We start from the raw sequence: 22,192 nt of genomic DNA on the forward strand, positions 1-22,192 counted from the left end.
CACATCCTCCCGCGTGCCGTAGTGGCCATTGTGAAAGGCCCACTCCTCGGTGACTTCGTAAACGTTGCGCGACGGACCGTCGTAATCGATCAGGATCAGGTCGCGCTCGCGCTTCTCCTCGTGATCGAAGAACTTGCCCCGATTGCGCAGGTGCTCGACGAATTCCCGGTTGCCGTAGATGTCGGTGTGGAGATGGCGGAACTGACCGAGCAAGGCGCCCTCGGCCTCGGCATAGCGCGGGCTGAATTCCCGCACCTTGGCGTCGAGCAGATCGGAGCAAAGGTATGGACACGCTCCCAACCCATTGATGCTCTGCATCTTGAGTCCTTCCCCCGAGAACAAAATGCGTGTGACGAGAAGAAAATTCTTGCCATGTAACATCGCTATGTTACATCACATAACATGGCTCGTGGCGATTCCGGACGAATAGTGCTCGAAATAGATCCTTCCCTAAAGGATGAGCTTTACTCTGCGCTGACCCGAGATGGGCACACATTGAAAAGTTGGTTTCTGGCGAACACTGAGAAATACCTTCTTGAACGAAACCAACTCCAATTGTTCCGACCAGCCCTCGTGGCCGAGGAACCTGCAGAATACAAGGCCAGTGGCAAAAAGAATGGCGGCCGTAATTCTGACAAGAAAAATAAATAAACAAATATATGAATTTTATTGAATTTGAGTCGGCTCAAAAACTCAGAGGCGGCTTCTACACCGAATCCGCTATTGCGGAGTATCTTGTGAGGTGGATTTCAGAGAAGAAACCGAAATCCATTCTTGAGCCCAGCTGCGGAGACGGCTCGTTCCTTCGCGCCATTAAAGCCGTCGGATTAAACTCTGTTAGCGATATTGTTGCTTGCGAACTGGATCCAGTTGAGGCCGCAAAAGCACGGGAGACTACAAAACTGCCTGTTGAGGTGCTCGATAGCGATTTTTTGCGTTGGTATCTGATCCATGGTCAAAATGGAAAACGGTTTGATGCAGTCCTCGGGAATCCGCCTTTCATTCGATACCAGTATCTTCCCTCTGAACAGCAGCTGCTAGCCGAGAAAATATTCTCCCAATTGGGGCTCCGCTTTACAAAGCACACCAACGCTTGGGTGCCGTTTGTATTGGCGTCGTTACGCCTTCTTAAGCCAGGCGGACGGCTTGCCATGGTCATTCCTTCTGAAATCTTTCACATTCCCCACGCACAGTCATTACGACAATATTTGGGCGAACATTGCTCAAAGATTTTGATCATTGATCCGAAAGAAATCTGGTTCGGTGAAACTCTACAGGGAACAGTTCTCCTGCTAGCGGAAAAGAAGGCCGAAAGCAGGGAAAAAGGACATGGGGTCGCGGTAATTCCTGCCCGGTCACGCGAATCCCTCAACGAGAGCCCCGAGGAACACTTTCAATCTTCGATTTATGCAAATGGCTCCACGATTGAAGGAAAGTGGATGCCCGTATTTTTGACGGTAGAAGAAAGAGCACTCCTCTCCGACTTGAGATCACGTGACGATGTAAAGAAATTCTCCGAAATCGCGTCAGTAGATGTGGGAATAGTTACCGGAGCAAATAAATTCTTCCTCGTTCCTGACGCTACAGTAAGTGAATTTTCGCTGCAGCGATGGGCACATCCTATGTTTGGCCGGAGTAATCATGTCAAAGGGCTCGTATATGGAGGTGCCGACCATGAATCGAATAAGAAAACGGGGCTTCCCGCCAACTTCTTATGGTTTGAAGAAGAGCAAATCGAAAAACTACCCGCGAATGTGAGGAAGTATTTAGATATAGGATTGAGCCAAAGTCTCCATACGAGGTTCAAATGTAGAACACGGAAAACTTGGTATAAAGTTCCATCGGTATACTCAGCACCCATAGCGATGTTGAAACGAGCGCATCATTTTCCTCGACTGGTATTGAACAGTGCAGAAGCTTACACAACTGATACCGCATATCGCATCCAGCCTCTCAATATCAAACCTGCTCAGCTCGTGTTTGGTTTCGTGAATAGTCTTACTAGTCTTACAGCAGAAATGGAGGGCAGGCACTATGGCGGCGGAGTGCTGGAACTCGTTCCGTCTGAAATTGAGCGTCTTCTGGTGCCCGTCATTAAAGCAACGAACCGTGATTTACAAATGGCGGACAAGAGATTTCGGTCAGTCTCAAACGACACAGATTTTCTTCGTATCCACGACGCACTCGTTTTGGGGCGTTTGGGATTGAGTGAGTCTGATCAGGACTCGCTACATTCAGCCTGGATGAAGCTTCGAGATCGTCGACATAGAGTAGACTCATCGGCTGTGAAAGACAGTGCCAAGTGATGTTCAAGCCTGCAGGCGAAACCTACGTTATATCGATGGCAAACTCGACGTCATCATCTGCCGTTTCGTAGAGTGAAAACACTGCTCCAGCCAAGTTTTCCCTAACTACAATGGGAGTGAATTCTTGTCCCCATCGAAGAATTGTAGTGTAATTCGCCTGTCCTGCTTCTCCTGAAGGTTTGTGGCTGATTTCAAAGTTTCGGATCCCGTAATCCTGACCGCGTATAATTATCCGCATTGGAACGAATGCATGCTCTTTCTCTTGTTGGGTATGGCCGAATTCACGCTCCCAAGGATAGTCCGCAAACATTTGTCGGAAATATCGTGTCCAATCAATCCTTGTTCCTTGAGGGTTCTCGAATCGAGCCTGCGTCAATCTGACACCGCCGACGTGGTTTGTGCCCTCAGCGACCTGCAAGGCGTCGGAATTTGAAAGGCTCTTTCTCCACATTAATACTCGAGGTGGAAATCTTTCTGGATCCGCGTCAACTGAATCCTCGGAGGGGTTGACCGGTTCCGGAGCTTCGCGATCTGCATGTGGCGCAGGTTCTTCTTGCCGGAGGTTGTCGGGTAAAAGTGGTGGCAGTTGTATTCCGATAGCACCAAAAGGATTTGGCGGAATATCCCCATCCCGGGAACGTCTTGCTCTCGCCTCGGCTCGCCTTCCTCGGCGAGCATCTGCCTCTGACGGCAGTTCGCCTCGTGCAATGAGCGTTGTAATCAGGTCGGCGTCGAGGCTTTGAACTATAGATCCGGAGGGGTCGAGGAAAGCGCCTAAGGGACCAAGAATCCGGTGATACTCGCCTTCATCATCTGCTAGTTCAAAGTCGTATCGGGTAGCGGCTTCGTAGTTTGTATAGAAACCACCGTCTGTCAGATTGTTCGATCCAATAAACAAAGTGGATTTTGTCTCACGTTCAAATAGATAAACTTTAGGATGAAACGTTGATCGGGGTATTGCGTTGTGAAAGATGTTCACCTCGCAATCCCATCGGAGAAGTTCTTCTAAGACTTCGCGGCTTGTTCCTCCGAGATCTATGCCGACGTTAAAGCGGAGGTCGGATCCTCCTGCCGCTTTGGTAAGGAGGCGCTCTCGCAGGCGGAGCGTTGTGCGAAGGGAGACGAAGGCGGAAACGAAGATAATTCGTGAGAAAACTTCGCTCTCTTCAAGAATCAGGTCAATTTCAAGACCAAGTTGGGTTTCAGGCTGCGTTATGGTAGTGACGTTCATTGAAAAACTGGCCCCGCTTAGGTAGCCGCTTGTGTTTAGATTCGCGTATGAGTAGTTGCTCCCTAATCCCCTCAATGGGTCGATAGGTTTCGGCGTCGCTGGTGTGGATGTAGCGGCTGGGGGAGATGGTGTAGTCGTTTTTCTTCAGCTCGGCGTGATCGACGATGCGGCTGAGTTTTTTCCTCTTCCTTACACCCGATGAGAGTGTCGGCGATGCGCTGGATGCCGGCGTCGGGGATGAAGTTCTTGGGATCGCCCTTTTCGAAGACCTGGCTGGCGTTGACGAGGAAGACCTTACCCTGTCGGGTCTTGGGCTTATCCCTGTTGAGGAAGAGGACGATGCCGGGGGCGGTGGCCGATAAAGTTTGAAGGGAGAATGATGATGGCAGCACAGGAGAAATTTCTAAAGCACTTCGATCCAGTGCAAAGCTCATACTCCGATCTTCTCCAGAATTTCCTTCAAGGCTTTGTCCGTCTCCCGCGCCTCCACCTTCGTCCCGCTTGGCGGGACTACGGCGGACAGGTCGGCCGGTTTTCGCACTCACTCTGTGCCTCCTTCCAACTGCTTTGCCGTCCGTGCGGTAAGCGTCTGCATCTGGCGAATGGCGATGGCGTTGAGGCGTTTCAGGCGCTCGCCTTGGGGGAGTTCCATGTGGATGAACTCGGCGTTCATGTTCTCGATATTGGCGAGGACGAGGAGTTGTTCCAGGGTGGCGTGGTCGCGCATGTTGCCTTCCTTGTCGGGGTTGGCATCGCGCCATTCGCGGGCGGTCTGGCCGAAGAGGGCGACATTGAGCAGGTCGGCTTCGTTGGCGTAGGTGATGGAGGCTTGCTTGGGGGTCACTTCCGCCGGGATGAGGTGCGCCTGAATGGCGTCGGTGTGGAGGCGGTAGTTGATTTTGGCGAGAGTGCGGTTGAGGTTCCAGGCGAGGGAGAGACGGCGGTTCTCGTCTTCCTTGAGCCGCTGGAATTCCTTGATGAGGTAGAGCTTGAATTCGACCGATATCCAGGAGGCGAACTCAAAGGCGATGTCCCGATGGGCGAAAGTGCCGCCGTAGCGACCAGATTTGGAAACGATGCCTACGGCTGAGGTGGTCTCGATCCATTGGCGCGGGGTCAGCACAAAGCTGTTGAGACCCGCCCGATTTCTAAACCCCTCGAATTCGACGGGATTAAAACCGGGGTTGTGGAGCTGCTCCCAGATGCCGAGCAATTCCAGCGTGTTGCGGTTGCGGAGCCAGTTGCGAATGAGATCGTCGGGGTGGTCGGCGTTCTTCGACTTTGCGATGTCAGTCAGGGAAATATAATCCTCGTCCTGATGGCGGACGACTCTGATTTCGTTCCCGCGAACCTCAATCGTGGCGTTGGTTGGCTTCTTTTTCATGTGTTACCTCCTTCCCTGTTCTCCAACCTTGCCCGGGAAATCTCGATGGCGGCGTGGAGTTTTTGTTGGAGGAGTTCGCGGGATGGCAGGGCGGTGAGGTATTCCTTGAGATGGCTACTGGCCCATTGGCGGAACTGCACGCCGCGTGGAGAGTGGACGCGGTAGCCGATGGCGAGAATGAGGTCGAGGTTGTAGAGCTTGGTCTTGTAGCGCTTTCCGTCGGCGGCAGTTGTCAAGGAATCCTTGACAACTGAATCCTCAGCCAGTTCGCCATCCTCCAGGATGTTCTTGGCGTGGAGGGAGACGTTTTGCTTCGTGGTTTGGAAAAGTTCGGCGATTTCGAGCTGGGTCAGCCAGACCGTCTGGCCTTCGACGCGAAGGTCGAGCCGGGTGCGGCCGTCGTCGGAAGTGTAAAGGACGAGTTCGCTCATTGGCTACCTCCTTTGTATCGCCCCTTCAGGGCTCCGGAATTCATGGGTCTCGGGAACCCAGGGCGTTGCCCTGGGCTGTCATATGGCCGCCCCGTTGGGGCTTTGAAGGTCTGGTCGTCGCTCATATCCCGAGTTGCTTGAGGATTTTTCCGAGGGCCTTGTCGGTCTCCTTGGCTTCCGCCTCGATGACCTTCAGTTCCTCGACGATCTCGGCGATGGGCCGGTAGGTTTCGGCGTCGCTGGTGTGGATGTAGCGGCTGGGGGAGATGTTGTAGTCGTTTTTCTTCAGCTCCGCGTGATCGACGATGCGGCTGAGCTTTTCCTCCTCCCTCCACCCGATGAGGGTGTCGGCGATGCGCTGGATGCCGGTGTCGTGGATGATCATGTTCATGTTGGCCATGGCCCAGGTCTCGGGGGTGAATTCCTGGCCGAACAATTTTAACGGAGCGCGGGTTTTCTTACCCGCGTCCTTTTCTCCCTTTCGCGGGTTGGAAAACCCGCGCTCCTTTTCGATCTCGCATTTCACGAGGAGACCGCCGGAGCCACAGCAGGGGTCGTAGATCTCCATGCCGGACTCGGGCTGGAGGACGCGGGACATGATGGTGCCGACCTCGGGCGGGGTGTAGAATTGATGAACGCCCCCGCGTTCACCCTCCGGGCAACCCTGTCGGGTTGTCCATGTCGCTCCGCTCCATTCACCGGCGCTCTGGCCGCCGCCCTCGGCGAACTTGCGGATGAGGTATTGATTCACGCCTCCGCGCTCACCCTTCGGGCTGCCCTGCCGGGCAGTCTGTCTCGCTTCGCTCCGGCTGTCCTTGGGGGTGGCGGCTTTCTTACGAGCTGCTTTCTTGGCGGCACGTTTGCGGGTGGCTTTTTTGGCGGCGGGCATTAGGGGATATTAAGAATGACGCCAGACTAACAAAGAGCGGATGCGTGGCAAGCGGGAAAGGGGATGGGGAAGAAGAATGTTGAATAGAGAATAGAGAATGTTGAAAAGTGAACTCATCAAAAACCCATGAAGCATACTCATCGAATATCATATTTCGAGGGCTTGGTGAAGCCTTTGATGAGTGGTGTAATACGCTCGATAGATGTGCCTCTGGAGGTAGTAATTAGAGTAAACGTGAAATGCGTAGCCACGCGCATACCACCACCTTGTTGCCACTTAGACCACGGTTTGTTGTAGGGTTTGATCCGAAATGGCTGATCAGCGGTCAGCTTGTATATGACACGACGCTGGACGCCGTTTTTCTTGTCAGACTCGTTCAGGCGGGTTTCCAGAGCTGAAAATGAGAGATTCTGAAAATGATACACATTGATGGACGGCTTGTGTTTGCTGTCGTATTTAGTGTAAGCATTTTTTGTAGTCCCGTCGGGGAAGTAGAAGTATTGGGCAATTTCGTTGTTGATGATATTCGCCTCAGCGGTCGTGGGCTCGGTATTGCTTTTGGGGTTGGTCAGGTTCTCAACAAAACTCTCAGCCGCGCGTTGGCAGGAAACAAAGGAACAACACAACACGGACAGACAAGCGAAATAACACACACACGTTTTCATAAGCGCATTTAAGACATAGTGACTATCAAGCAGCAAGAAATATTACAGCGGGATCGATTTCGCTACGCATGCACAGGGGGAGGGGGGAATGTGAGGCTTGGAACACTGACGAGCAGTTACCTCTACGGAGCCCAGGCAGGGGACGACAACTGGGTCTACTTCAGCAACAACGATAACCCAGGTAATGAAAAAACCTCGTTCTGGGCGCAGATCAATCTCACAGAGACAACAGCAACACCGGTGCGGTTTGTCTACGATACAACGAATCCTACCTCAGACATTACTTTTGCCGCTGCCATTGAGGCTGTGAACAATGTGCCAGAACCCAGCTCACTATTCTTGCTGGCTCTGGGATCGGGGATATGCTGGCAACACGCAGGAAAAAGGAATCCTGTGTAAGCGAAATACCGTAGCGGAAGCGCTACCGCTTCCGACATCTCTCAACTCTTCGCGTAAATTGAGGTCTATGGTTGCTCAGATGGAATAGAGCAACGAGCAAGGATAGGATTGTCGATGTGAGGAAAGGGATAATTGACACAGCCGGTCGCGTGGGGACACGCGCCCCTACCAACACACCATAAACAACCACGCATTACATACATTGTGCGAAGTTACATATAGATGCTGTAGAATGGTGGGTTTGTGGGGCTGTTTGGGTGTGAATACGTGAAAATGGCCATTTTCCGTGAACTTGGCGATTTTCCCCTGATGCAGGTAAATTGGTCAAAAAGTTAAGGCCCTGAGAATCGCGTATTTAAAACCCGGAACCCGCTGGTGCGCGAATTCCGGGTGTTTTAAGGATGATGTTTTAGGTTTTAAAGTTAGGCTGGTTACTTAACCCGCAACGAAGTTTACTTCTTATCAACCAGCTTCTCGATGAGTTCGTTCATGCGTGCGGCCATCTGGTGTGGGTTTTCCAGAAGTCCGGCGGCGAGCAGCGCGTTGTCGGTGAGTTGCTGTGCCACCAGCCTGGCTGTCTCCTCGTCTGAGTCAACGAGCTTGGAGAGCCCGTGGATGACATTGTGACGCGGGTTGATTTCGAGTGTGGCCTTGGTGACCGGCATCTCCTGGCCCATGGCCTGCATCATCGCGCGCATCTGGGCGTTGGGTGCGTCCTTGGGGGTTAACGCGGCCACGGGGCTTTTGACGAGTCGACCGGACGATTCCACCTTGCTGATTCTGTCAGCCAGTTCTTTTTCAAGGAATTTGATGAGTTTTTTACGTTTTTTACTGTCCAGCTCCTCGCCCTCGGCAGCCACCTCGTCGAGCTCGATTTCGCCCCGGTCGGCCGAGACCAGCTTCTTGCCTTTGAACTCGGGAAGCGCCTCCATGACGTAGGTATCGACCGGCTCGGTGAAGAAGCAGACCTCAAGCCCCCTCGCCTTGAACGCCTCCAGGTAGGGACCGCTCTCGATGGCGTCGCGGGACATCCCGGTCAGGTAGTAGATACTCTCCTGCTCGTCTTTGGCGCGTTCGAGATATTGTGCGAAGTTGGACAATTCACCCGGTTCGTTGAGTGAGGTTTCGAACCGCAGCAAGCCGGCCAGTTGTTCCTGGTGCTCGTAACTGGTGGCGATGCCCTCCTTGAGGAAACGGGAGAATTTCTTGTAGAATGCGTCGTATGCCTCGGGGTTGTTTTTCGCCTCTTTTTCGAGGAATTTGAGGTAGCGTTTGGTGATCAGCCCGTTGAGCTTCTTCACCAGCGAGCTGTCCTGCATGGATTCGCGGGAAATGTTGAGCGGCAGGTCCTCGCTATCGATGACACCACGGAGGAAGCGCAGCCATTCGGGCAGGAGTTTATCCGGTTTGGCATCGATGAGCACCTTGCGGCAGTAGAGCGACACGCCGGGCTCCATCTGGCCCATACCGAATTGCTCGGTGTTTTCGGTGGGGGTAAACAGCAGCGCGTTGATGGCGAGAGGCGCATCGGCGCTGAAGTGCATGGTGAAGCGCGGATCGTCGAAAGCGTGGGCTGTGAACTTGTAGAACTCCTTGTATTCGTCCTCGGTGATGTCCTTTTTGTTTTTCAACCAGAGGGCCTCGACCTTGTTGATGTGCTCGCCGTTGAGCTTGATCGGGAAAGAGACAAAATTGGAGTATTTCTCGAGGATGCCCTTGATGCGGGCCTCCTTGCTGAACTCCTCCGAGCCCTCCTTGAGGTGGAGCACGATGCGGCAGCCCCGTTTGGCCTCGGCATTTTCCACGATGCTGTAGCCACTGGCGCCATCGGAACTCCAAGTATGGCCGTCGGTGCCGTTTTCCCATGAGTGGGTGTGGACATCGACGTGGTCGGCGGCCATGAAAGCGGAGTAAAAGCCGACCCCGAACTGACCGATGACATCGGCGTTGGCATTGCCCTGCTCCTTCATTTTCTCCAAAAACGCCTTTGTTCCCGAGTGGGCGATGGTGCCGAGGTTTTCGATCAGTTCCTCGTTGTTCATACCGATCCCGGTGTCGGAAATCGTCAGCGTTTTGGCTTCTTCGTCGGTGGTGATTTCGATTCCAAGTGCAAGGTCGGAGTCATAGACATCTTTTTCAGTGAGCTGCTTGAGTCGCATTTTCTCCAGCGCATCGGAAGCATTGGAAACGAGCTCGCGGACGAAGATCTCCTTATCCGTGTAGAGTGAGTGGATCACGATATCGAGGAGCTGGCGCACCTCGGCTTGGAATGTGTGGGTATGTTCTTCTGTGGCAGTTGACATGGCTGATTGAATGAATAATTTAAGATTGCAGAATGGATGATTGCTGCGGGCGGAAAATAGCGTGACTCCCCCACCCTGCAAGTGAAAATCGTGGCTGTCTGTGGGCGGAAAAAACCCCCACCCCTGGAAACGAGGTGGAGGTTGCTTAATGTGATGTGTGATTCGAAAAGAAGGTCCGACTACTGACCAACGCTGAATGATCCGCTGAATCCACCACCTGCGGCAGTGAAAATCATGCTGAGCACCCAGCATGCTGTCCAGATCATCATGATCTTTTTATGGTCGTGCTTGGCAGCATTGATCCATCCCCAGATGAAGGCCCACAGGGGGCAGATGATGCCGAGGATGGCGAGACCGATGTTCTCTTTTTGAAACATTTTAATGAGTGTCATAACCCAGCATACGATAGATCCCAGGCTGAACAGTAATCCGATAATGGCCATAATTGTATTTTTGTTAGTTTATTGATTGTTATTAGGCGGAATGCCGATGAAGCGCTGTTGGAACTTGTTTCCAACAGCCGTTTAAACCCTATCACGTGATGAAATTCCGCGTCAATGCGTAAATGACAAGAGATATTCCGAGAATGACCGGCCATCGGGTCACCCGCTCGCTGGTTTTCACGGCGGCGAGGAATTTTCCTCGCCACGGCTCGGGCAGGACCAGGCCGATGCCTACCGCGCCCCAGAACAGGATGAATACGGGAGTAAACCAATGAAAACCCAGGGCCGCCCCCCAATCCCCGTGGAGTAGGGCACGGCTGCCCCGGGTAAGCCCGCAGCCCGGGCAGTCCCATCCTGTGAGGTCCTTGAAGGTGCAGGAGAAAAAATGGAAGCCAAGGAGTGAAAGCGCGAAGTAGCCCAGGCCACCCCCCAACATCCCCCATCCGAGCTTCCGGTTTTCGAGCAAGATGGAGAGCAGAGCCACACGAGGCTCTTTATTCCCGTTGTTGGAACCCGTTTCCATGATCCATCAAACCCTACTCTTCCTGCTTCTTTGGTTTTTGCAAATTGGCATCACGCCAGATTTGCTGGCTGACATTGCCGCTGGCCCGGTTGTTTTCGAACTTGAGCACCTTGACCCCCAGGTGCGTCAGGATGCCCGCTTCGTGGTTGCCCTTGGTGACATTGTTGACGAGACTTACGGTGGTGCCATCGCTGCGGACAACGATGCCGCTGAGAAGATTTTTCTCGCATAGATTGGATGCGAGGTCGGCGGCGACAGCATCGGAGATGAGGATACCGGCTTCGCGGTTGCCGGAGCAGGTATTGGATGTGAGCCTGACCTGCGTGCCCTTGCTCATGGCGACGATGCCGCAGAGGCCGTTTTTCAGTAACCGGCTATTGGTCACGCTGCCACTGCCCCCCATCCAGAACCCCACGCCCTGTTGCAGATTTTCCCGGCAGAGGGTGTCCTTGACTTCCGCTGTGCTGTTCTGGCCATACACAGAGATCCCGTCCCAGCCGCAGAGGGTGACCTTACAACCGGTGATTTTGACCTTGGCACCATCGATCACAGCGATTCCGTGGCCGGCGGAGTGCTCGACGTTACAGGAGCTGATGGTCACCTGATCGGCTTCAACCGTAATTCCCGAATAGCGGTCCAGGCCATGATCAAACCCGGTGTGCTTGAAGTCGAAACCACTGACGTGCGAGCCGTCGGCATCGGCGGTGATTGTCAGTAATCCATCTTCTTTGGCTGGAAGCTGGATGATGGTTTTCCCGTCCGCGCTACCCTCCAGGCGGATTGGCTTGTCAATGGTAAGTGATTCTTTGTAAACCCCGGGGGCCACCCGGATGAAATCCCTCGGTCGGGCCGCTTCAATGGCTTGGGAAATCGTGGGGTAATCCACAGGGACATTGATGGCGCGTGTGTAGTTGCCCATTTTCTGATGAAGAGCCAGGATCTCCCTGGACTCGGGATGAAGCCTGCGGGCGTCCTCCAGGAGCGCCATCGCCTTGGGTGAGAACTCGCCATTGTCTAGCTTGAGTGCCTGTTGGTAGAGTTCTGCCGCCTGGTCGTGGCGCATTCTAATCTCTTTCGCCTCGGCGTCGATACGGTTGGAAAATCCAGAGAGGTTCGGGTTTTCCGGATCAGATTCACGAAGTGCTGCAAGGGCGACTCGGGCCTCTGATAGATTACCGGCATCAATCGCATCGGTGATGGCCATGAGCTTCAGCGAGATTTCCTGCTTACGCCGTCCTTCCCGGATGATTTCGATTTTCCGTTGGGCCGTTTCGTTTCCGGGAGACTGTTCGAGGACCGACCGGGCAAGCTTCTCCGCCTCGTCCCATCGACCCGCCTCGAGCGCGGCTTGACTCTCGCCAAGGGTGTAGAACAACTGCTGGCTTTTCTCCTCCTGCCGTCCCTTTTTGATCGCCTCGAATCCAGCCGCCGCCACTGGTGATCCGGGGTCAAGCTGTTTGATTTCCTGATAGATTCTTTCAGCTTCCGGCCACTTGCGCCCCATGACGGCGATGCGGCCATCGGATTGCAATTGGGCAAGCTTCACTTCGACCTGGGCATGGGTATTCCACTGTTGTTGATACCACTGGTAGCCCCACCAACCGACGGCACTGAAGGCGGCGATGAGAAGCAATACGACGATGAAGTCGGTGTGCGCACGGATCTTTTGTTTTCCCGCGACCACCTTGACGGCAGCCTCGTATTCGAGCAGTTCCTGCTGGTATCGGAATTTTATTGCCGCGCTGGGAGCATTGTTGACCAGTTCCTGTTTGTATTCGCGCGTCTCCTCGAAGGCGGGCAAAAAGGCACGCGGGTCATCGTCGGGATCGAGACCAAGGATTTTGCGTGCTTCGGTGTTTTTCATGGGAGGGAATGAAAAGTGATGGCATATTACCTGGGTAAGTATGCGGGTTAGTCAGTGTATCGCTGGACAATGGGCATGCGTCGACCGATGCCAAAGGCTTTCGAGGTGACTCTCAGGCCCGGGGCTGCCTGGTAGCGTTTCCACTCGTTCAAGTCTACCCGACGTTGCACCCAACGGACAAGGTTTTCTTCAAAGCCATGGTCCTCGATGATTTCGGTGCCTGATAGATGTTTCTCGACGTAGAGTTCCAGGATGGCATCGAGAACCTCGTAGGGAGGCAGGGTGTCCTGGTCTTTCTGGTCGGGCCGCAGTTCCGCGCTCGGTGGTTTTTCGATGGTGTCCCAGGGGATGATTTCCTTGTCCCGGTTGATCCAGCGCGAGAGCGCGTAGACCTGCATTTTGGGTAAATCACTGATCACAGCGAGACCACCACACATATCGCCATACATGGTGCAGTAGCCGACAGCGAGCTCGCTTTTATTGCCGGTGGTCAGGAGTAGCTGGCCGGTTTTGTTGGAGAGTGACATTAGAAAAAGGCCACGTATGCGCGCCTGCATGTTTTCCTCGGTGACGTCCTCCGGCAGATCGCCAAAGACCGGCTTCATGGCGGTTTTGACCGCCTCAAACGAACCGCCGATAGGGACTGTTTCACAGCGCATTCCCAGATTCTTGGCGAGCTCGATGGAGTGGGCGACACTGCCGCCGGAGGAAAACTCACTCGGCATGGTTAAACCAAGCACATTTTCCGCTCCGAGGGCTTCGCAGGCAAGTGCCGCCGTCAGGGCGGAGTCAATCCCGCCGCTAAGTCCGAGACAGGCCTTGGTGAAGCCGCATTTGTGCAGGTAATCACGCAAGCCAAGCACCAAGGCCCGGTAACTCTCCTCCTCGGGGCAGGTTTCAGGCTGGGCGTTCCCCTCATGCCCTTCGCGGGAAACATCGACAACGGCGCAGTGCTCCTCGAACGCTGCCAGTGCTGCCAGGGGGCGGCCCATGGCGTCGAATGCAAGCGAGCTGCCGTCGAAAATCAGTTGGTCCTGTCCGCCGACGCTGTTGCAATAGACCAGGGGCGTGCCGGCTCCGATCGCCACGTCGGAGAGCATTTTGTGTCGGAGCGCCGGTTTCCCCAGGCTGAAGGGTGACGCGCTGAGGTTTAAAATGAGATCAACGTCCTTGGAGACAAGTTCCTCGGCCGGGTCACGGTCATAGAGCGGGCGGTGCAAGTAATCCTCCGTCCAGATGTCCTCGCAGATGGTGATGCCGATCCGGGTGCCGTTCCATACGATCGGATCACAGCTCTCCCCGGGTTCGAAATAGCGGCGCTCGTCGAACACATCGTAGGATGGCAGGAGGGTTTTCCAGACCTTGTGGCGGATGGCGCCATTCTGGAGGAATGCCGCGGCATTGCGAAAGGGTTTGCCAATGGCATCATCAGGACATTGGTCGACGTAACCCACAACCAGCGGAACCCCTTTCACCTCGTCGGCCAGATAATCCAGGGCTTGCAGGCATTTGGGCACAAACTGGGTTTTAAACAGCAAATCCCGTGGTGGGTAGCCGACCAGGGCCAGCTCCGGCACCATGACCAGATCCGCCCCCTTTTCGAGGCATTCACGGTAGGCGGCGAGGATGCGTTTGGCGTTTCCTGGAAAATCACCGATAACGGCGTTGATTTGAGCGATTCCTATCTTCATGGTCTGGGTCGGGTTGGGATCGGGCGATTTTTTACAGAATTCACAAAATGAACAGGATTTTCCCCCGGTATTACCACAGCCCGAATTTGCCGAATTCGATGGCATACCAGCCCATCAGGAGGTTGGCGACGCCGTGCATGACCACACAGGCCAGCAGGCTCTTGCTCCTCACCGCCACCCAATACATCAGGGAGCCAAAAACCAAGGCGCCAAGGTAATCAACCGGCTGGTGCACCAATATAAACGCCAGCGTGACTACGATGTAGGAAATCCAGGCCGGTTTTCCAAAAGGCACCTTCCAGTAGTCGCGGTCCATATCGAGCAGAAAACGCATCAGGAAACCCCTCCAGAAAATCTCCTCAACCAGCGCCACCACAACCACGGCGCGGAAAAAACGCATCAGCAGCGAGGCCCAGTAGACACTTGGACTACCATCAAACTTATCGGCCAGGTCCTGGGGATTGAATCCTTCCGTCCTGGGCATCACCCCGAGCCACTTCAGCACCCCTTGCTGCTCGCCCTCCAGCCCAAGCCAGCTGTGCATTTGCGTGGGCAAAATCCAAAAACCGATCCCGACAGCCCCCATCAGCGCCCCGAAAAGCACGGGTTTCAGACTCCATTTCAACTCATAGTTTTTGCGGAAAAATAGCAATAACGCTATCGCAATCAATGACTGGGCTGGATACTGCCACTGTGCCGGGTAGTGTTGCCACCATGCGGCGTCCGGGTGTTTCCACTCCAGCCATCCCGTGAGTTGAAACGGGGCGAGCAGCACCATGAAAACAGCCAGGGGAACGACGTGGGCCTTGGTGCGATCGTGCTGGATTTTTTTCAGGTCGAGCATGTGGCGGGCAGGTCTAGAGGGTCTTCACAAAGCGCTCCATGCGCTGCATGGCGATCTTCAACTCCTCGAAGGAGGTGGCGTAGCAGCAGCGCAGGAATCCCTCCCCCGCCTTGCCAAAGGCATCACCGGGCACGGCGGCCACGGACTCGGTCTCGAGCAGTCGCATGGCAAAATCCTTACTCTTCAGCCCGGTCTTGCGGATATCGGGGAAAACGTAGAACGCACCGCCAGGGGAATGGCAGTCGATTCCCATCTCGTTGAGTCTGCCGACCACGTAATCGCGCCGCTGATGATAGCTGTCGCGCATCCTGATCATCGCTTCCCCGCCATTCTGCAAGGCCTCCAAAGCCGCCGCCTGGCTGGTGATCGGGGCGCAGAGCATGGCATACTGGTGGATTTTCATCATCGCCTCGATCAGCGGGCCGGGCGCACAGGCGTATCCGAGCCGGAATCCGGTCATCGCGAACGCCTTGGAGAAACCGTGCAGCAGCACCGTGCGCTCCTTCATCCCGGGAAGAGAGGCAATCGAGACATGCTCCCCCTCGTCGTAGCGAAGCTCGCAGTAGATTTCGTCGCTGAGCACGATCAGGTCGTGTTTGACGCAAAGCGCCGCGATTTTCTCCAGTTCATCCAATGGCATCACCGCCCCGGTTGGGTTGGTGGGGAAGTTGAGCATCACCACCCTTGTTTTTGGCGTGATCGCGGCTTCCAGCATCTCCGCCCTGAGGGAGAAATTATCCTCCTTGGTGGTGGCGACATCGACCGGCACCCCATAGGCAAGGGCGATACTGGGAAGGTAGGAAACGTAACACGGCGAGTGGTAGACCACCTCATCACCTGGGTTAAGCAGGGCCCGGAGCGCCAAATCAATGGCCTCAGAGACACCAACGGTAACAAGCACCTCGCCGGAGGCGTTGTAATCGACGTGAAAAAAATCGCTGACATAGCGACAGATCTCCTTGCGCAGACTGAGCAGACCCAGGTTCGAGGTATAGCTGGTATTGCCTTTTTCCAGGGAGTAGATCGCCGCCTCACGTATATGCCACGGGGTGGCGAAATCCGGCTCGCCCACACCCAGCGAGATGACGTCGTCCCGTCCCTGCACCAGTTCAAAAAAGTCCCGGATACCCGATCTCGGGATGCCCGCCACCTGACGGGAAATTTTATCTGTGTAATCCATGTTGTTGAGGGATTAGGGGCTGACCGGCAAACGACCTTCAGGCTCCTCAGCCTCAAAGATGAACCCCATTTCCTTATAGGTCTTCAGTCGAAAATGGGTCGCTGTCGAAAGAACCCCATCCAAAGTAGACAATTTCTGGGAAACAAAGCTGGCCACCTCACGCAGGTCATTGCCTTCGACCACCACCATCAGATCGTAGCCACCACTGGCGAGATAACAGGACACCACCTGGTCAAAACGTGCGATCCGCATGGCCAGTCGGTCAAAGCCGCCGCCACGCTCAGGCGTGACTTTCACCTCGATAAACGCAGACACGCCCATCTCCCCGGCCTTGTCATCATCGATCACGGCCTGGTAACCAAGGATCGTGCCGTCTTTCTCCCACGCCGAAATACGTGAGGCGACTTCTTCGGAAGAGAGACTGAGCGTCTCGGCTAACTCCGTATTGGTGTAACGGGCCTTGGTCTGTAGTAGAGTGAGTAGCGGGTCATTCATGCGCGCAAATGCATGCCATAAAATCGATCAATCGCCTAGACAAATACCAAGCGCACGCGCGGTTTGAACCACTTCTCCATCGGGGTCGACCAGGCGGAGCTGGTTAACAGCATCCGCGATGGGGACCGAGCTGACTTCACCCGATTTGTAACTGACCATGCAGCCGAACCTGCGCTCGGCGATCAATTTCACCGCCTTCACTCCAAAGCGGGCACTGAGGACACGGTCGAGCGCCGTTGGTGAGCCTCCGCGCTGAAGGTGCCCCAGTGTGCAGGCACGGGTATCCTTCCCTGTCAGCCTGTAGAGCTCTTTTGCGACCATTTCGCCAGCCCCCCCCAGACTCACCTCGCTGGCTTCGCCCTCACAACGGGTGACAATCCCCCCGTTGAGGATCTTAGCACCCTCGGCCACCACGACCAATGAGCTGCGTTTGCCCTTTTTCTCACGTTCGATGATGAATTGGGCCACTTTTTCCACACGCGCGTCAATCTCAGGGATCAACACGGCGTTGGCGCCACCACCGATGGCCCCCCAGAGGGCGATCCAGCCTGCATGGCGTCCCATGACTTCAAGCACCATCACGCGCTTGTGACTCTGCGCCGTGGTATGAAGACGGTCGAGCGCATCCACCACGGAGGAAACGGCACTGTCAAAACCAAAGGTCATCGAGGTCGCTTGCAGATCATTGTCGATGGTCTTGGGAACCCCGACCACATCAAAGCCCTCCTCGCTCATCTGCAAGGCCGTGGTCAGGGAGCCGTCACCACCGATGATGACGAGCCCGGCAAGGCCGAGTTTATTGACGTTGTCACGGGCTTTATCCATGATTTCCGCAGGGATTTTGGCGACATCACCCACCCCTACCTTGGCGGCAAAATTACCTTTGTTGGTGGTTCCCAGGATGGTTCCTCCAAGACCTGCCACGACACTGGTGTCATCCGGCGTCAAGGTCATGTAATCACACCCGTCCGGCAACAGGCCTTCAAATCCGTCCCGGAAACCCAGGACCTCCCAACCCAATTTATCGGCCGCACCTACGACACCGTTAATCACGGCATTCAGTCCCGGGCAGTCGCCTCCGCTGTTTAAAACTCCAATTTTCATGTTTGAATCTAATATATGATAGGTTAATTGCTAAATCTGATTATTTGAGGTGGGGAACGGCCATGATCTCTTTCCCCTTCGGTGAGACCGGGTATCCGGCTGCTGCCCATTGGTCGTATAGCGGCCACGCCTGGCTGATCAACTGCTTGGCTCGCCCTATTCTGTCAGCACTCCCCAGAATAACCACAACGAGGTCACGATTCCTGATCTGGGAGCGCTCTTCACTGATTTTCTTGACGATGGGGTCACGATGGGCATTCACGGCGATGCATTGGCCCGCAGCAGTTGTCATACCAGTTTTGATGCCATTGACCCCCATCTGCCCTAACAGGGAGTTGGTATTGGCCACTTTGAAAGAGCGTTTTGCACCATTGAGGTCCACCACAGTGATCGTGCGGGATTCCTGTTTGACGTAAAAAGTAAATCCGATATCCCGCATCACATGCACGCCCATGCGAGCCATGTCCGATGCCGTCGAGTAGCCTTTTTTACCAGGCAGGTCGAGTCCATGCGCTGTGGCAAAGCGCGTCCGCGTCATGCCCAAGGCCTTGGCCAGGTGGTTCATTTCGCCCGCAAACGTGCTCTCCGGATCGCCTGAGAGTTGGCGTCGTACCAGCAAGGCCCTTCCCACGTGGTCAGCAAGAGTCAGGGCTGCAATGTTGTCCGAGCCAAGAAGGGCTGAGTAAAGCGCGTCGCGAAGCGAGATCCGGTCGCCAGGCTTCAACCCCATGGGATTCACACCACCCACGGCAAGAGCACTCTGCGGCACGGACGCCATGGTCGACAGGCTGGTTTGGGACAGCTTGGCCCAATCGAGAACCACCTTGGCGGTCACCATCTTTGTCAGACTTGCAATAGGTCGCTTTTGCTCGGGATTGGCGGCGAGCAACACCCGTCCGCTGTGGGCTTCCATGACTAAATAGCTTTCTGCAGCCTTGATTGGCTGAAGGACGGATAAAGACAAACAGGTGAGGACAAGGCTAAGGTGCTTCATACGATATTTCATATGGGGGATGGATTGGCGGTGACGCGTGGAGACTCTACCTAAGTAAGGGCATCTGACAACTCTTGATTACGTTCTTGTGTTTTCATTTTTCACAGCTAGGTTTTCAGCGCCAGCGACTGTTCTCATGCCAACGCAACTGCATTCCTACCCCATTGCCGCTCTGGCCCCCAGGTATCACACCTCCGGGCCGGACGGGCAACCTGCGTTTGCCGATAACAGAAGTGTCTTGTCCGGAACTGCCATGACAAGCCCTGCCCTACTGGCAAAAAAACAACGCGCCATCGACGGGGCAACACCTGGAGCCCGGCTCTGGAAACAGAAAGAGGATCACACTCCGTCCGTTCCAGCGGTTCAGACCGCTACGGCTTGGATCCTGCCGACCACGGCAACCAGACCAATAAACACAGCACCGTCTGCGCACCCAATACAACCTAAAACGACTTATTACAATGTCTCAAGAAAACAACAGCACCCCTCGCAGTGGCGGGGGTCAGGGCCGCCAAGGCGGCAACAACAGCAACCGTAACCGCAATAGAAACCGTAACCGTCCCAGAAATCAATCCAGACCAGGTGGTGGCCCCAAGGGCAACCGTCAGGGTGGTCAGGGGGGTCAGGGCGGTAAACGTCAAAAGCAAACCACCGGCCAGGGTCGCCAGAGCGGAGGTGGCCCACGCCGCCGCCAAGCAGCCCCCCTCCCATTGACATTCTGGGAAAAGGTGAAAAAATTCTTCGGTCTCTACAAGGAGCCCACCCGCCCCCCGAGAAGGCCGGCTGCCGCCAAAAAAGCGAAGTCCGCGACGAAAAAAACGGCCAAGTCCAATACCCGGGTCGCGCGAACCAAGGGGCCTAAAAAAGACGCCACGGGTCCCATCAAGGCCCAGGGAGCGGGAGCCGGTGAAAGCGGTAAGGATTTCCCCGTGGAAACCCCTCGCCTGTATCTCGGCAACCTTTCCTACGATGCCACCGAACACGACCTCGAAGAACTCTTCAAAGGAATCGGCACCGTACGTAACGTGGAGATCATCTACAACCGCCACACCCATCGCTCCAAAGGCTACGGCTTCCTGACCATGCTCAGCGTCGAGGAAGCCGAGCGGGCTGTGGAGGTGCTCCACGATCAAGAGTTCATGGGCCGCAACCTCATCGTCAATGGCGCCAATGCCAAGCCTGATGAATCAAACGGCTCATCGGAAGACCGGCCAGCTCGTGCAGGCAAGCCGGCGGCAGGCAAGAAAACCCGCACGAGCAAGCCCGCCAGGGAGCGCGGGGGGAGCCGCAACTCCGCTGCCCGCCTCCACCTCGACAACCTCTCATCCGTGGTGGACGAAAGTGCCCTGGAGGAGCTTTTCAAGGGAATCGGCAACGTGCGTAAAGTTGAACTCGTCTACGACAGCCAGACCCATCAACCCAAGGGCTTTGGTTTTATCGAAATGCAGAAATCCGAGGACGCCCAGCGCGCCATCGAAATTCTTCACGACCAGCCGTTCATGGGGCGCAACATCAAAGTCACCAGCGCCAATGAGAAACCTGAAGACGGGAAACCTGGCCAGGAGAACCCGACGGCTGACGAGCCTGCCAGTGAGGTGAAAACCGCAGAACAAGCCGAAGAAACAACCGAACAAAAACCCGCTGAACTCACGGTGGAGCCCACACCTGAAGTGGCTGAGAAAACCGAGGACACTCCGGTTTCTACCACCCACTAATCCAACCGCAGTCAATCACTTCAAAAACCCGCTTGCGAATCATTTCCAAGCGGGTTTTTCTGTGAATCACCCATCACCCATCACCCATCAAAAACCCCCTCTACATCTGCGGTCCGACCGCTTCCGGCAAATCCGCTCTGGCCATCGAGCTCGCTCATCTGCTTGATGGTGAAATCGTCAACGCCGATGCCTACCAGCTCTACCGCGGCCTGGAAATCATTTCAGCCGCTCCCGCCCCTGATGAGCGCGCCCTCGCCCCCCATCATCTTTATGGTGTCATTGCTCCCAGCGAAACATGCGATGCCATGCGCTTCCGCGAAATGGCACTACCCGTGATCGCAGACATTCAATCCCGGGGGAAAACCCCCATCGTCACCGGCGGCTCCGGGATGTATCTCAAGTTCCTCACCCACGGCCCGTCCCCCGTGCCTTCCGGTGACGAGGCTCTGCGTGCCGAGCTGGAAAAAGAAAGCGATCCGGCACTGGTGGCGCGACTCACCGAGTTAGACCCGCAAGGTGCCGCCATCACCAATCTTAAAAACCGGCGCTACGTGATCCGGGCCTTGGAGATCTGTTTGCTGTCAGGCCGTAAAATGTCGGAGCTGAAAAACGACTGGAAACAAGCCAGCGACACCATCGAACAAACCCTGCGTGGCGCCTACCTGCTCTGGGACCGGGAAACCCTGCGCCAGCGGATCAATCAACGCGCCGTGGATATGTTAGAAAACGGAGCCGTCGAGGAAGTCGCGGCCCTGGCAAACGCATCAACCACCTGTGAAAAAGCCATCGGCGTACCTCAGATCCGCGCCTACCTCGCAGGCGAACTTTCGCGCGAAGCATGCGCCGACCGCATCGCCGCCGCCACCCGCCAATACGCCAAACGCCAACGCACCTGGTTTGGCAAGGAACAATGGCTCACCCCCTGCCCTGTGGATGCAGGCACCGGCATGCGGACACTTGCCATGTCTCTATCAGGAAGCATAGGCTAACGTCAGCTATTTCCCGGCATCCCCTATTTTTCCACAAAGTCTGCAATACCGCGGAAGTCGATCCTCTTGGTGCGGGGGTTGTGGGAAATGAGGATCAGGTTGCGCACCCCGGACTGGATAATGAGACGGCTCGAGAAAAACGGCTGGGTTGCCCACTTGCCATTCGCTTGTTGTTCGTAACAGACGATGCTTCGCTTTTTATTGTCACTGGCTTTGGCTCCCGACTTGTAAACGGAGCATTTCCCCTTGGGGATGATCAGTTTGGCATCATTGATCTTACAGCCGATCGCACTGTGGCTGTAGTTCAAAAAAGCATAGTCCCCGGAGCCGAAGCTCTCCTTGGGCATCGGCAGAGCGTGGACAAAATACGGATACTTGCCGTCCTTGGCTGACGGGAGGAAAACAAGGATAAACTCCCTGCCCGTGGCCGGGAGCTTTGCCTTGGCCAGGATGGTCTCATCATTTTTGGGTGACACAAAAACCAGCGACCTCGATTTCAAGCCGGCAGCGGCAGAGAGTTGCTGGGTGGGTAGCGGCACAGAGTCCTCGATTACAGGCTCCCCTTCAGGGTCAAGGATCCTGACCGCCAGATCCTCACCTATGCGGGCGAAGGCGAGTAGCCTGACTTTGGCAACGGGTGCCTGGTCCTGCGCCGCAGCGGAGGTAATGAGCGTGACCACCAGCAGACTGGTGGCGAGGGTAGTGTGGAGGATGTGCAGGGCGTTCATGGGTAATAAAAAAA

General features: G+C 55.2%; 20 protein-coding genes and 3 pseudogenes. 5 read left to right on the plus strand and 18 right to left on the minus strand.

Annotated features, from left to right (window positions below):
- A pseudogene (locus tag H7A51_07885) lies at positions 1 to 273 on the minus strand (hypothetical protein).
- A 129-nt stretch (positions 274 to 402) separates the two neighbouring features.
- On the opposite strand from H7A51_07885, the gene H7A51_07890 reads away from it, so the two are divergent.
- A complete protein-coding gene (locus H7A51_07890; protein ID MCP5536145.1) occupies positions 403 to 651 on the plus strand; it encodes a hypothetical protein in 249 nt (82 codons plus the stop codon).
- Positions 652 to 659: 8 nt separating this feature from the next.
- Positions 660 to 2,306, plus strand: a complete 1,647-nt coding sequence (locus H7A51_07895) for an SAM-dependent DNA methyltransferase (GenBank protein ID MCP5536146.1) — start codon at positions 660 to 662, stop codon at positions 2,304 to 2,306.
- A 22-nt stretch (positions 2,307 to 2,328) separates the two neighbouring features.
- Here the strand turns inward: H7A51_07895 and H7A51_07900 are convergent, their stop codons facing one another.
- The 6 genes and pseudogenes from H7A51_07900 to H7A51_07925 all read right to left on the minus strand — a co-directional run bounded on the left by H7A51_07900 (position 2,329) and on the right by H7A51_07925 (position 6,906).
- Positions 2,329 to 3,537 (minus strand): phospholipase D family protein, encoded by a 1,209-nt coding sequence (locus tag H7A51_07900; GenBank protein MCP5536147.1) that lies wholly within the window; start codon positions 3,535 to 3,537, stop codon positions 2,329 to 2,331.
- Positions 3,509 to 3,890 (minus strand): annotated as a pseudogene (locus H7A51_07905) (N-6 DNA methylase). Before H7A51_07905 ends, H7A51_07900 begins: the two are co-directional and overlap by 29 nt.
- A 188-nt stretch (positions 3,891 to 4,078) precedes the next feature.
- Complete coding sequence (locus tag H7A51_07910) at positions 4,079 to 4,921, minus strand: KilA-N domain-containing protein (GenBank protein ID MCP5536148.1); 843 nt, start codon at positions 4,919 to 4,921, stop codon at positions 4,079 to 4,081.
- Positions 4,918 to 5,352: a virulence RhuM family protein gene (locus H7A51_07915; GenBank protein ID MCP5536149.1), complete on the minus strand. Its 435-nt coding sequence runs from the start codon at positions 5,350 to 5,352 to the stop codon at positions 4,918 to 4,920. Before H7A51_07915 ends, H7A51_07910 begins: the two co-directional genes overlap by 4 nt.
- Positions 5,353 to 5,473: 121 nt before the next feature.
- Positions 5,474 to 6,097: pseudogene (locus tag H7A51_07920) on the minus strand (N-6 DNA methylase).
- Between the two features lie 281 nt (positions 6,098 to 6,378).
- Complete coding sequence (locus H7A51_07925) at positions 6,379 to 6,906, minus strand: hypothetical protein (GenBank protein MCP5536150.1); 528 nt, start codon at positions 6,904 to 6,906, stop codon at positions 6,379 to 6,381.
- A gap of 90 nt (positions 6,907 to 6,996) precedes the next feature.
- Here H7A51_07925 and H7A51_07930 point away from each other — a divergent pair, with 90 nt between their 5' ends.
- Positions 6,997 to 7,305 (plus strand): PEP-CTERM sorting domain-containing protein, encoded by a 309-nt coding sequence (locus tag H7A51_07930; protein MCP5536151.1) that lies wholly within the window; start codon positions 6,997 to 6,999, stop codon positions 7,303 to 7,305.
- A gap of 452 nt (positions 7,306 to 7,757) precedes the next feature.
- Here H7A51_07930 and htpG read toward each other — a convergent pair whose 3' ends face one another.
- The 10 genes from htpG to H7A51_07980 all read right to left on the minus strand — a co-directional run bounded on the left by htpG (position 7,758) and on the right by H7A51_07980 (position 18,665).
- Positions 7,758 to 9,608, minus strand: a complete 1,851-nt coding sequence (htpG, locus tag H7A51_07935; protein ID MCP5536152.1) for a molecular chaperone HtpG — start codon at positions 9,606 to 9,608, stop codon at positions 7,758 to 7,760.
- A gap of 179 nt (positions 9,609 to 9,787) precedes the next feature.
- Positions 9,788 to 10,051 (minus strand): hypothetical protein, encoded by a 264-nt coding sequence (locus H7A51_07940; GenBank protein ID MCP5536153.1) that lies wholly within the window; start codon positions 10,049 to 10,051, stop codon positions 9,788 to 9,790.
- Between the two features lie 91 nt (positions 10,052 to 10,142).
- Positions 10,143 to 10,487, minus strand: a complete 345-nt coding sequence (locus tag H7A51_07945) for a DUF2752 domain-containing protein (GenBank protein MCP5536154.1) — start codon at positions 10,485 to 10,487, stop codon at positions 10,143 to 10,145.
- 100 nt (positions 10,488 to 10,587) lie between these two features.
- Entirely contained in the window at positions 10,588 to 12,438 is a 1,851-nt protein-coding gene (locus tag H7A51_07950) for a right-handed parallel beta-helix repeat-containing protein (GenBank protein ID MCP5536155.1), read from the minus strand.
- Positions 12,439 to 12,485: 47 nt separating this feature from the next.
- On the minus strand, positions 12,486 to 14,129 hold the full coding sequence (locus tag H7A51_07955) for an NAD+ synthase (protein ID MCP5536156.1): 1,644 nt from the start codon (positions 14,127 to 14,129) through the stop codon (positions 12,486 to 12,488).
- A gap of 70 nt (positions 14,130 to 14,199) precedes the next feature.
- Positions 14,200 to 14,973 carry a CAAX prenyl protease-related protein gene (locus tag H7A51_07960; GenBank protein ID MCP5536157.1) on the minus strand — a complete coding sequence of 258 codons (774 nt, stop codon included), beginning with the start codon at positions 14,971 to 14,973 and terminating at the stop codon, positions 14,200 to 14,202.
- 13 nt (positions 14,974 to 14,986) lie between these two features.
- The gene (locus tag H7A51_07965) at positions 14,987 to 16,153 is read right to left on the minus strand and encodes an aminotransferase class I/II-fold pyridoxal phosphate-dependent enzyme (GenBank protein MCP5536158.1); all 1,167 of its coding nucleotides are present in this window, start codon (positions 16,151 to 16,153) and stop codon (positions 14,987 to 14,989) included.
- A 12-nt stretch (positions 16,154 to 16,165) separates the two neighbouring features.
- Entirely contained in the window at positions 16,166 to 16,648 is a 483-nt protein-coding gene (locus H7A51_07970; GenBank protein MCP5536159.1) for an Lrp/AsnC family transcriptional regulator, read from the minus strand.
- A 27-nt stretch (positions 16,649 to 16,675) separates the two neighbouring features.
- Entirely contained in the window at positions 16,676 to 17,752 is a 1,077-nt protein-coding gene (locus H7A51_07975) for a 6-phosphofructokinase (protein ID MCP5536160.1), read from the minus strand.
- Between the two features lie 40 nt (positions 17,753 to 17,792).
- Positions 17,793 to 18,665, minus strand: coding sequence for a D-alanyl-D-alanine carboxypeptidase (locus tag H7A51_07980; GenBank protein MCP5536161.1), 873 nt, complete (start codon positions 18,663 to 18,665; stop codon positions 17,793 to 17,795).
- Between the two features lie 542 nt (positions 18,666 to 19,207).
- Here H7A51_07980 and H7A51_07985 point away from each other — a divergent pair.
- A complete protein-coding gene (locus H7A51_07985) occupies positions 19,208 to 20,461 on the plus strand; it encodes a hypothetical protein (protein MCP5536162.1) in 1,254 nt (417 codons plus the stop codon).
- A gap of 65 nt (positions 20,462 to 20,526) precedes the next feature.
- The gene (gene miaA, locus H7A51_07990) at positions 20,527 to 21,450 is read left to right on the plus strand and encodes a tRNA (adenosine(37)-N6)-dimethylallyltransferase MiaA (GenBank protein MCP5536163.1); all 924 of its coding nucleotides are present in this window, start codon (positions 20,527 to 20,529) and stop codon (positions 21,448 to 21,450) included.
- Positions 21,451 to 21,473: 23 nt separating this feature from the next.
- Here the strand turns inward: miaA and H7A51_07995 are convergent, their stop codons facing one another.
- Complete coding sequence (locus H7A51_07995) at positions 21,474 to 22,178, minus strand: hypothetical protein (GenBank protein MCP5536164.1); 705 nt, start codon at positions 22,176 to 22,178, stop codon at positions 21,474 to 21,476.
- Positions 22,179 to 22,192: the final 14 nt, after the last annotated feature.

It is taken from the genome of Akkermansiaceae bacterium (assembly GCA_024233115.1).
In the GTDB taxonomy this organism is placed as follows: domain Bacteria; phylum Verrucomicrobiota; class Verrucomicrobiia; order Verrucomicrobiales; family Akkermansiaceae; genus Oceaniferula.

Bases quoted from the DNA above. Each gene is read 5' to 3' on its own strand.
- H7A51_07945 (MCP5536154.1), bottom strand. From the start codon at position 10,487: ATGTTGGGGGGTGGCCTGGGCTACTTCGCGCTTTCACTCCTTGGCTTC.
- H7A51_07955 (MCP5536156.1), bottom strand. From the start codon at position 14,129: ATGAAGATAGGAATCGCTCAAATCAACGCCGTTATCGGTGATTTTCCA.
- H7A51_07960 (MCP5536157.1), bottom strand. From the start codon at position 14,973: ATGCTCGACCTGAAAAAAATCCAGCACGATCGCACCAAGGCCCACGTC.
- H7A51_07965 (MCP5536158.1), bottom strand. From the start codon at position 16,153: ATGGATTACACAGATAAAATTTCCCGTCAGGTGGCGGGCATCCCGAGA.
- H7A51_07995 (MCP5536164.1), bottom strand. From the start codon at position 22,178: ATGAACGCCCTGCACATCCTCCACACTACCCTCGCCACCAGTCTGCTG.
- H7A51_07925 (MCP5536150.1), bottom strand. From the start codon at position 6,906: ATGAAAACGTGTGTGTGTTATTTCGCTTGTCTGTCCGTGTTGTGTTGT.
- htpG (MCP5536152.1), bottom strand. From the start codon at position 9,608: ATGTCAACTGCCACAGAAGAACATACCCACACATTCCAAGCCGAGGTG.
- H7A51_07950 (MCP5536155.1), bottom strand. From the start codon at position 12,438: ATGAAAAACACCGAAGCACGCAAAATCCTTGGTCTCGATCCCGACGAT.
- H7A51_07900 (MCP5536147.1), bottom strand. From the start codon at position 3,537: ATGAACGTCACTACCATAACGCAGCCTGAAACCCAACTTGGTCTTGAA.
- H7A51_07985 (MCP5536162.1), top strand. From the start codon at position 19,208: ATGTCTCAAGAAAACAACAGCACCCCTCGCAGTGGCGGGGGTCAGGGC.
- H7A51_07975 (MCP5536160.1), bottom strand. From the start codon at position 17,752: ATGAAAATTGGAGTTTTAAACAGCGGAGGCGACTGCCCGGGACTGAAT.
- H7A51_07895 (MCP5536146.1), top strand. From the start codon at position 660: ATGAATTTTATTGAATTTGAGTCGGCTCAAAAACTCAGAGGCGGCTTC.
- H7A51_07890 (MCP5536145.1), top strand. From the start codon at position 403: ATGGCTCGTGGCGATTCCGGACGAATAGTGCTCGAAATAGATCCTTCC.
- H7A51_07915 (MCP5536149.1), bottom strand. From the start codon at position 5,352: ATGAGCGAACTCGTCCTTTACACTTCCGACGACGGCCGCACCCGGCTC.
- H7A51_07910 (MCP5536148.1), bottom strand. From the start codon at position 4,921: ATGAAAAAGAAGCCAACCAACGCCACGATTGAGGTTCGCGGGAACGAA.
- H7A51_07980 (MCP5536161.1), bottom strand. From the start codon at position 18,665: ATGGAAGCCCACAGCGGACGGGTGTTGCTCGCCGCCAATCCCGAGCAA.
- H7A51_07940 (MCP5536153.1), bottom strand. From the start codon at position 10,051: ATGGCCATTATCGGATTACTGTTCAGCCTGGGATCTATCGTATGCTGG.
- H7A51_07970 (MCP5536159.1), bottom strand. From the start codon at position 16,648: ATGAATGACCCGCTACTCACTCTACTACAGACCAAGGCCCGTTACACC.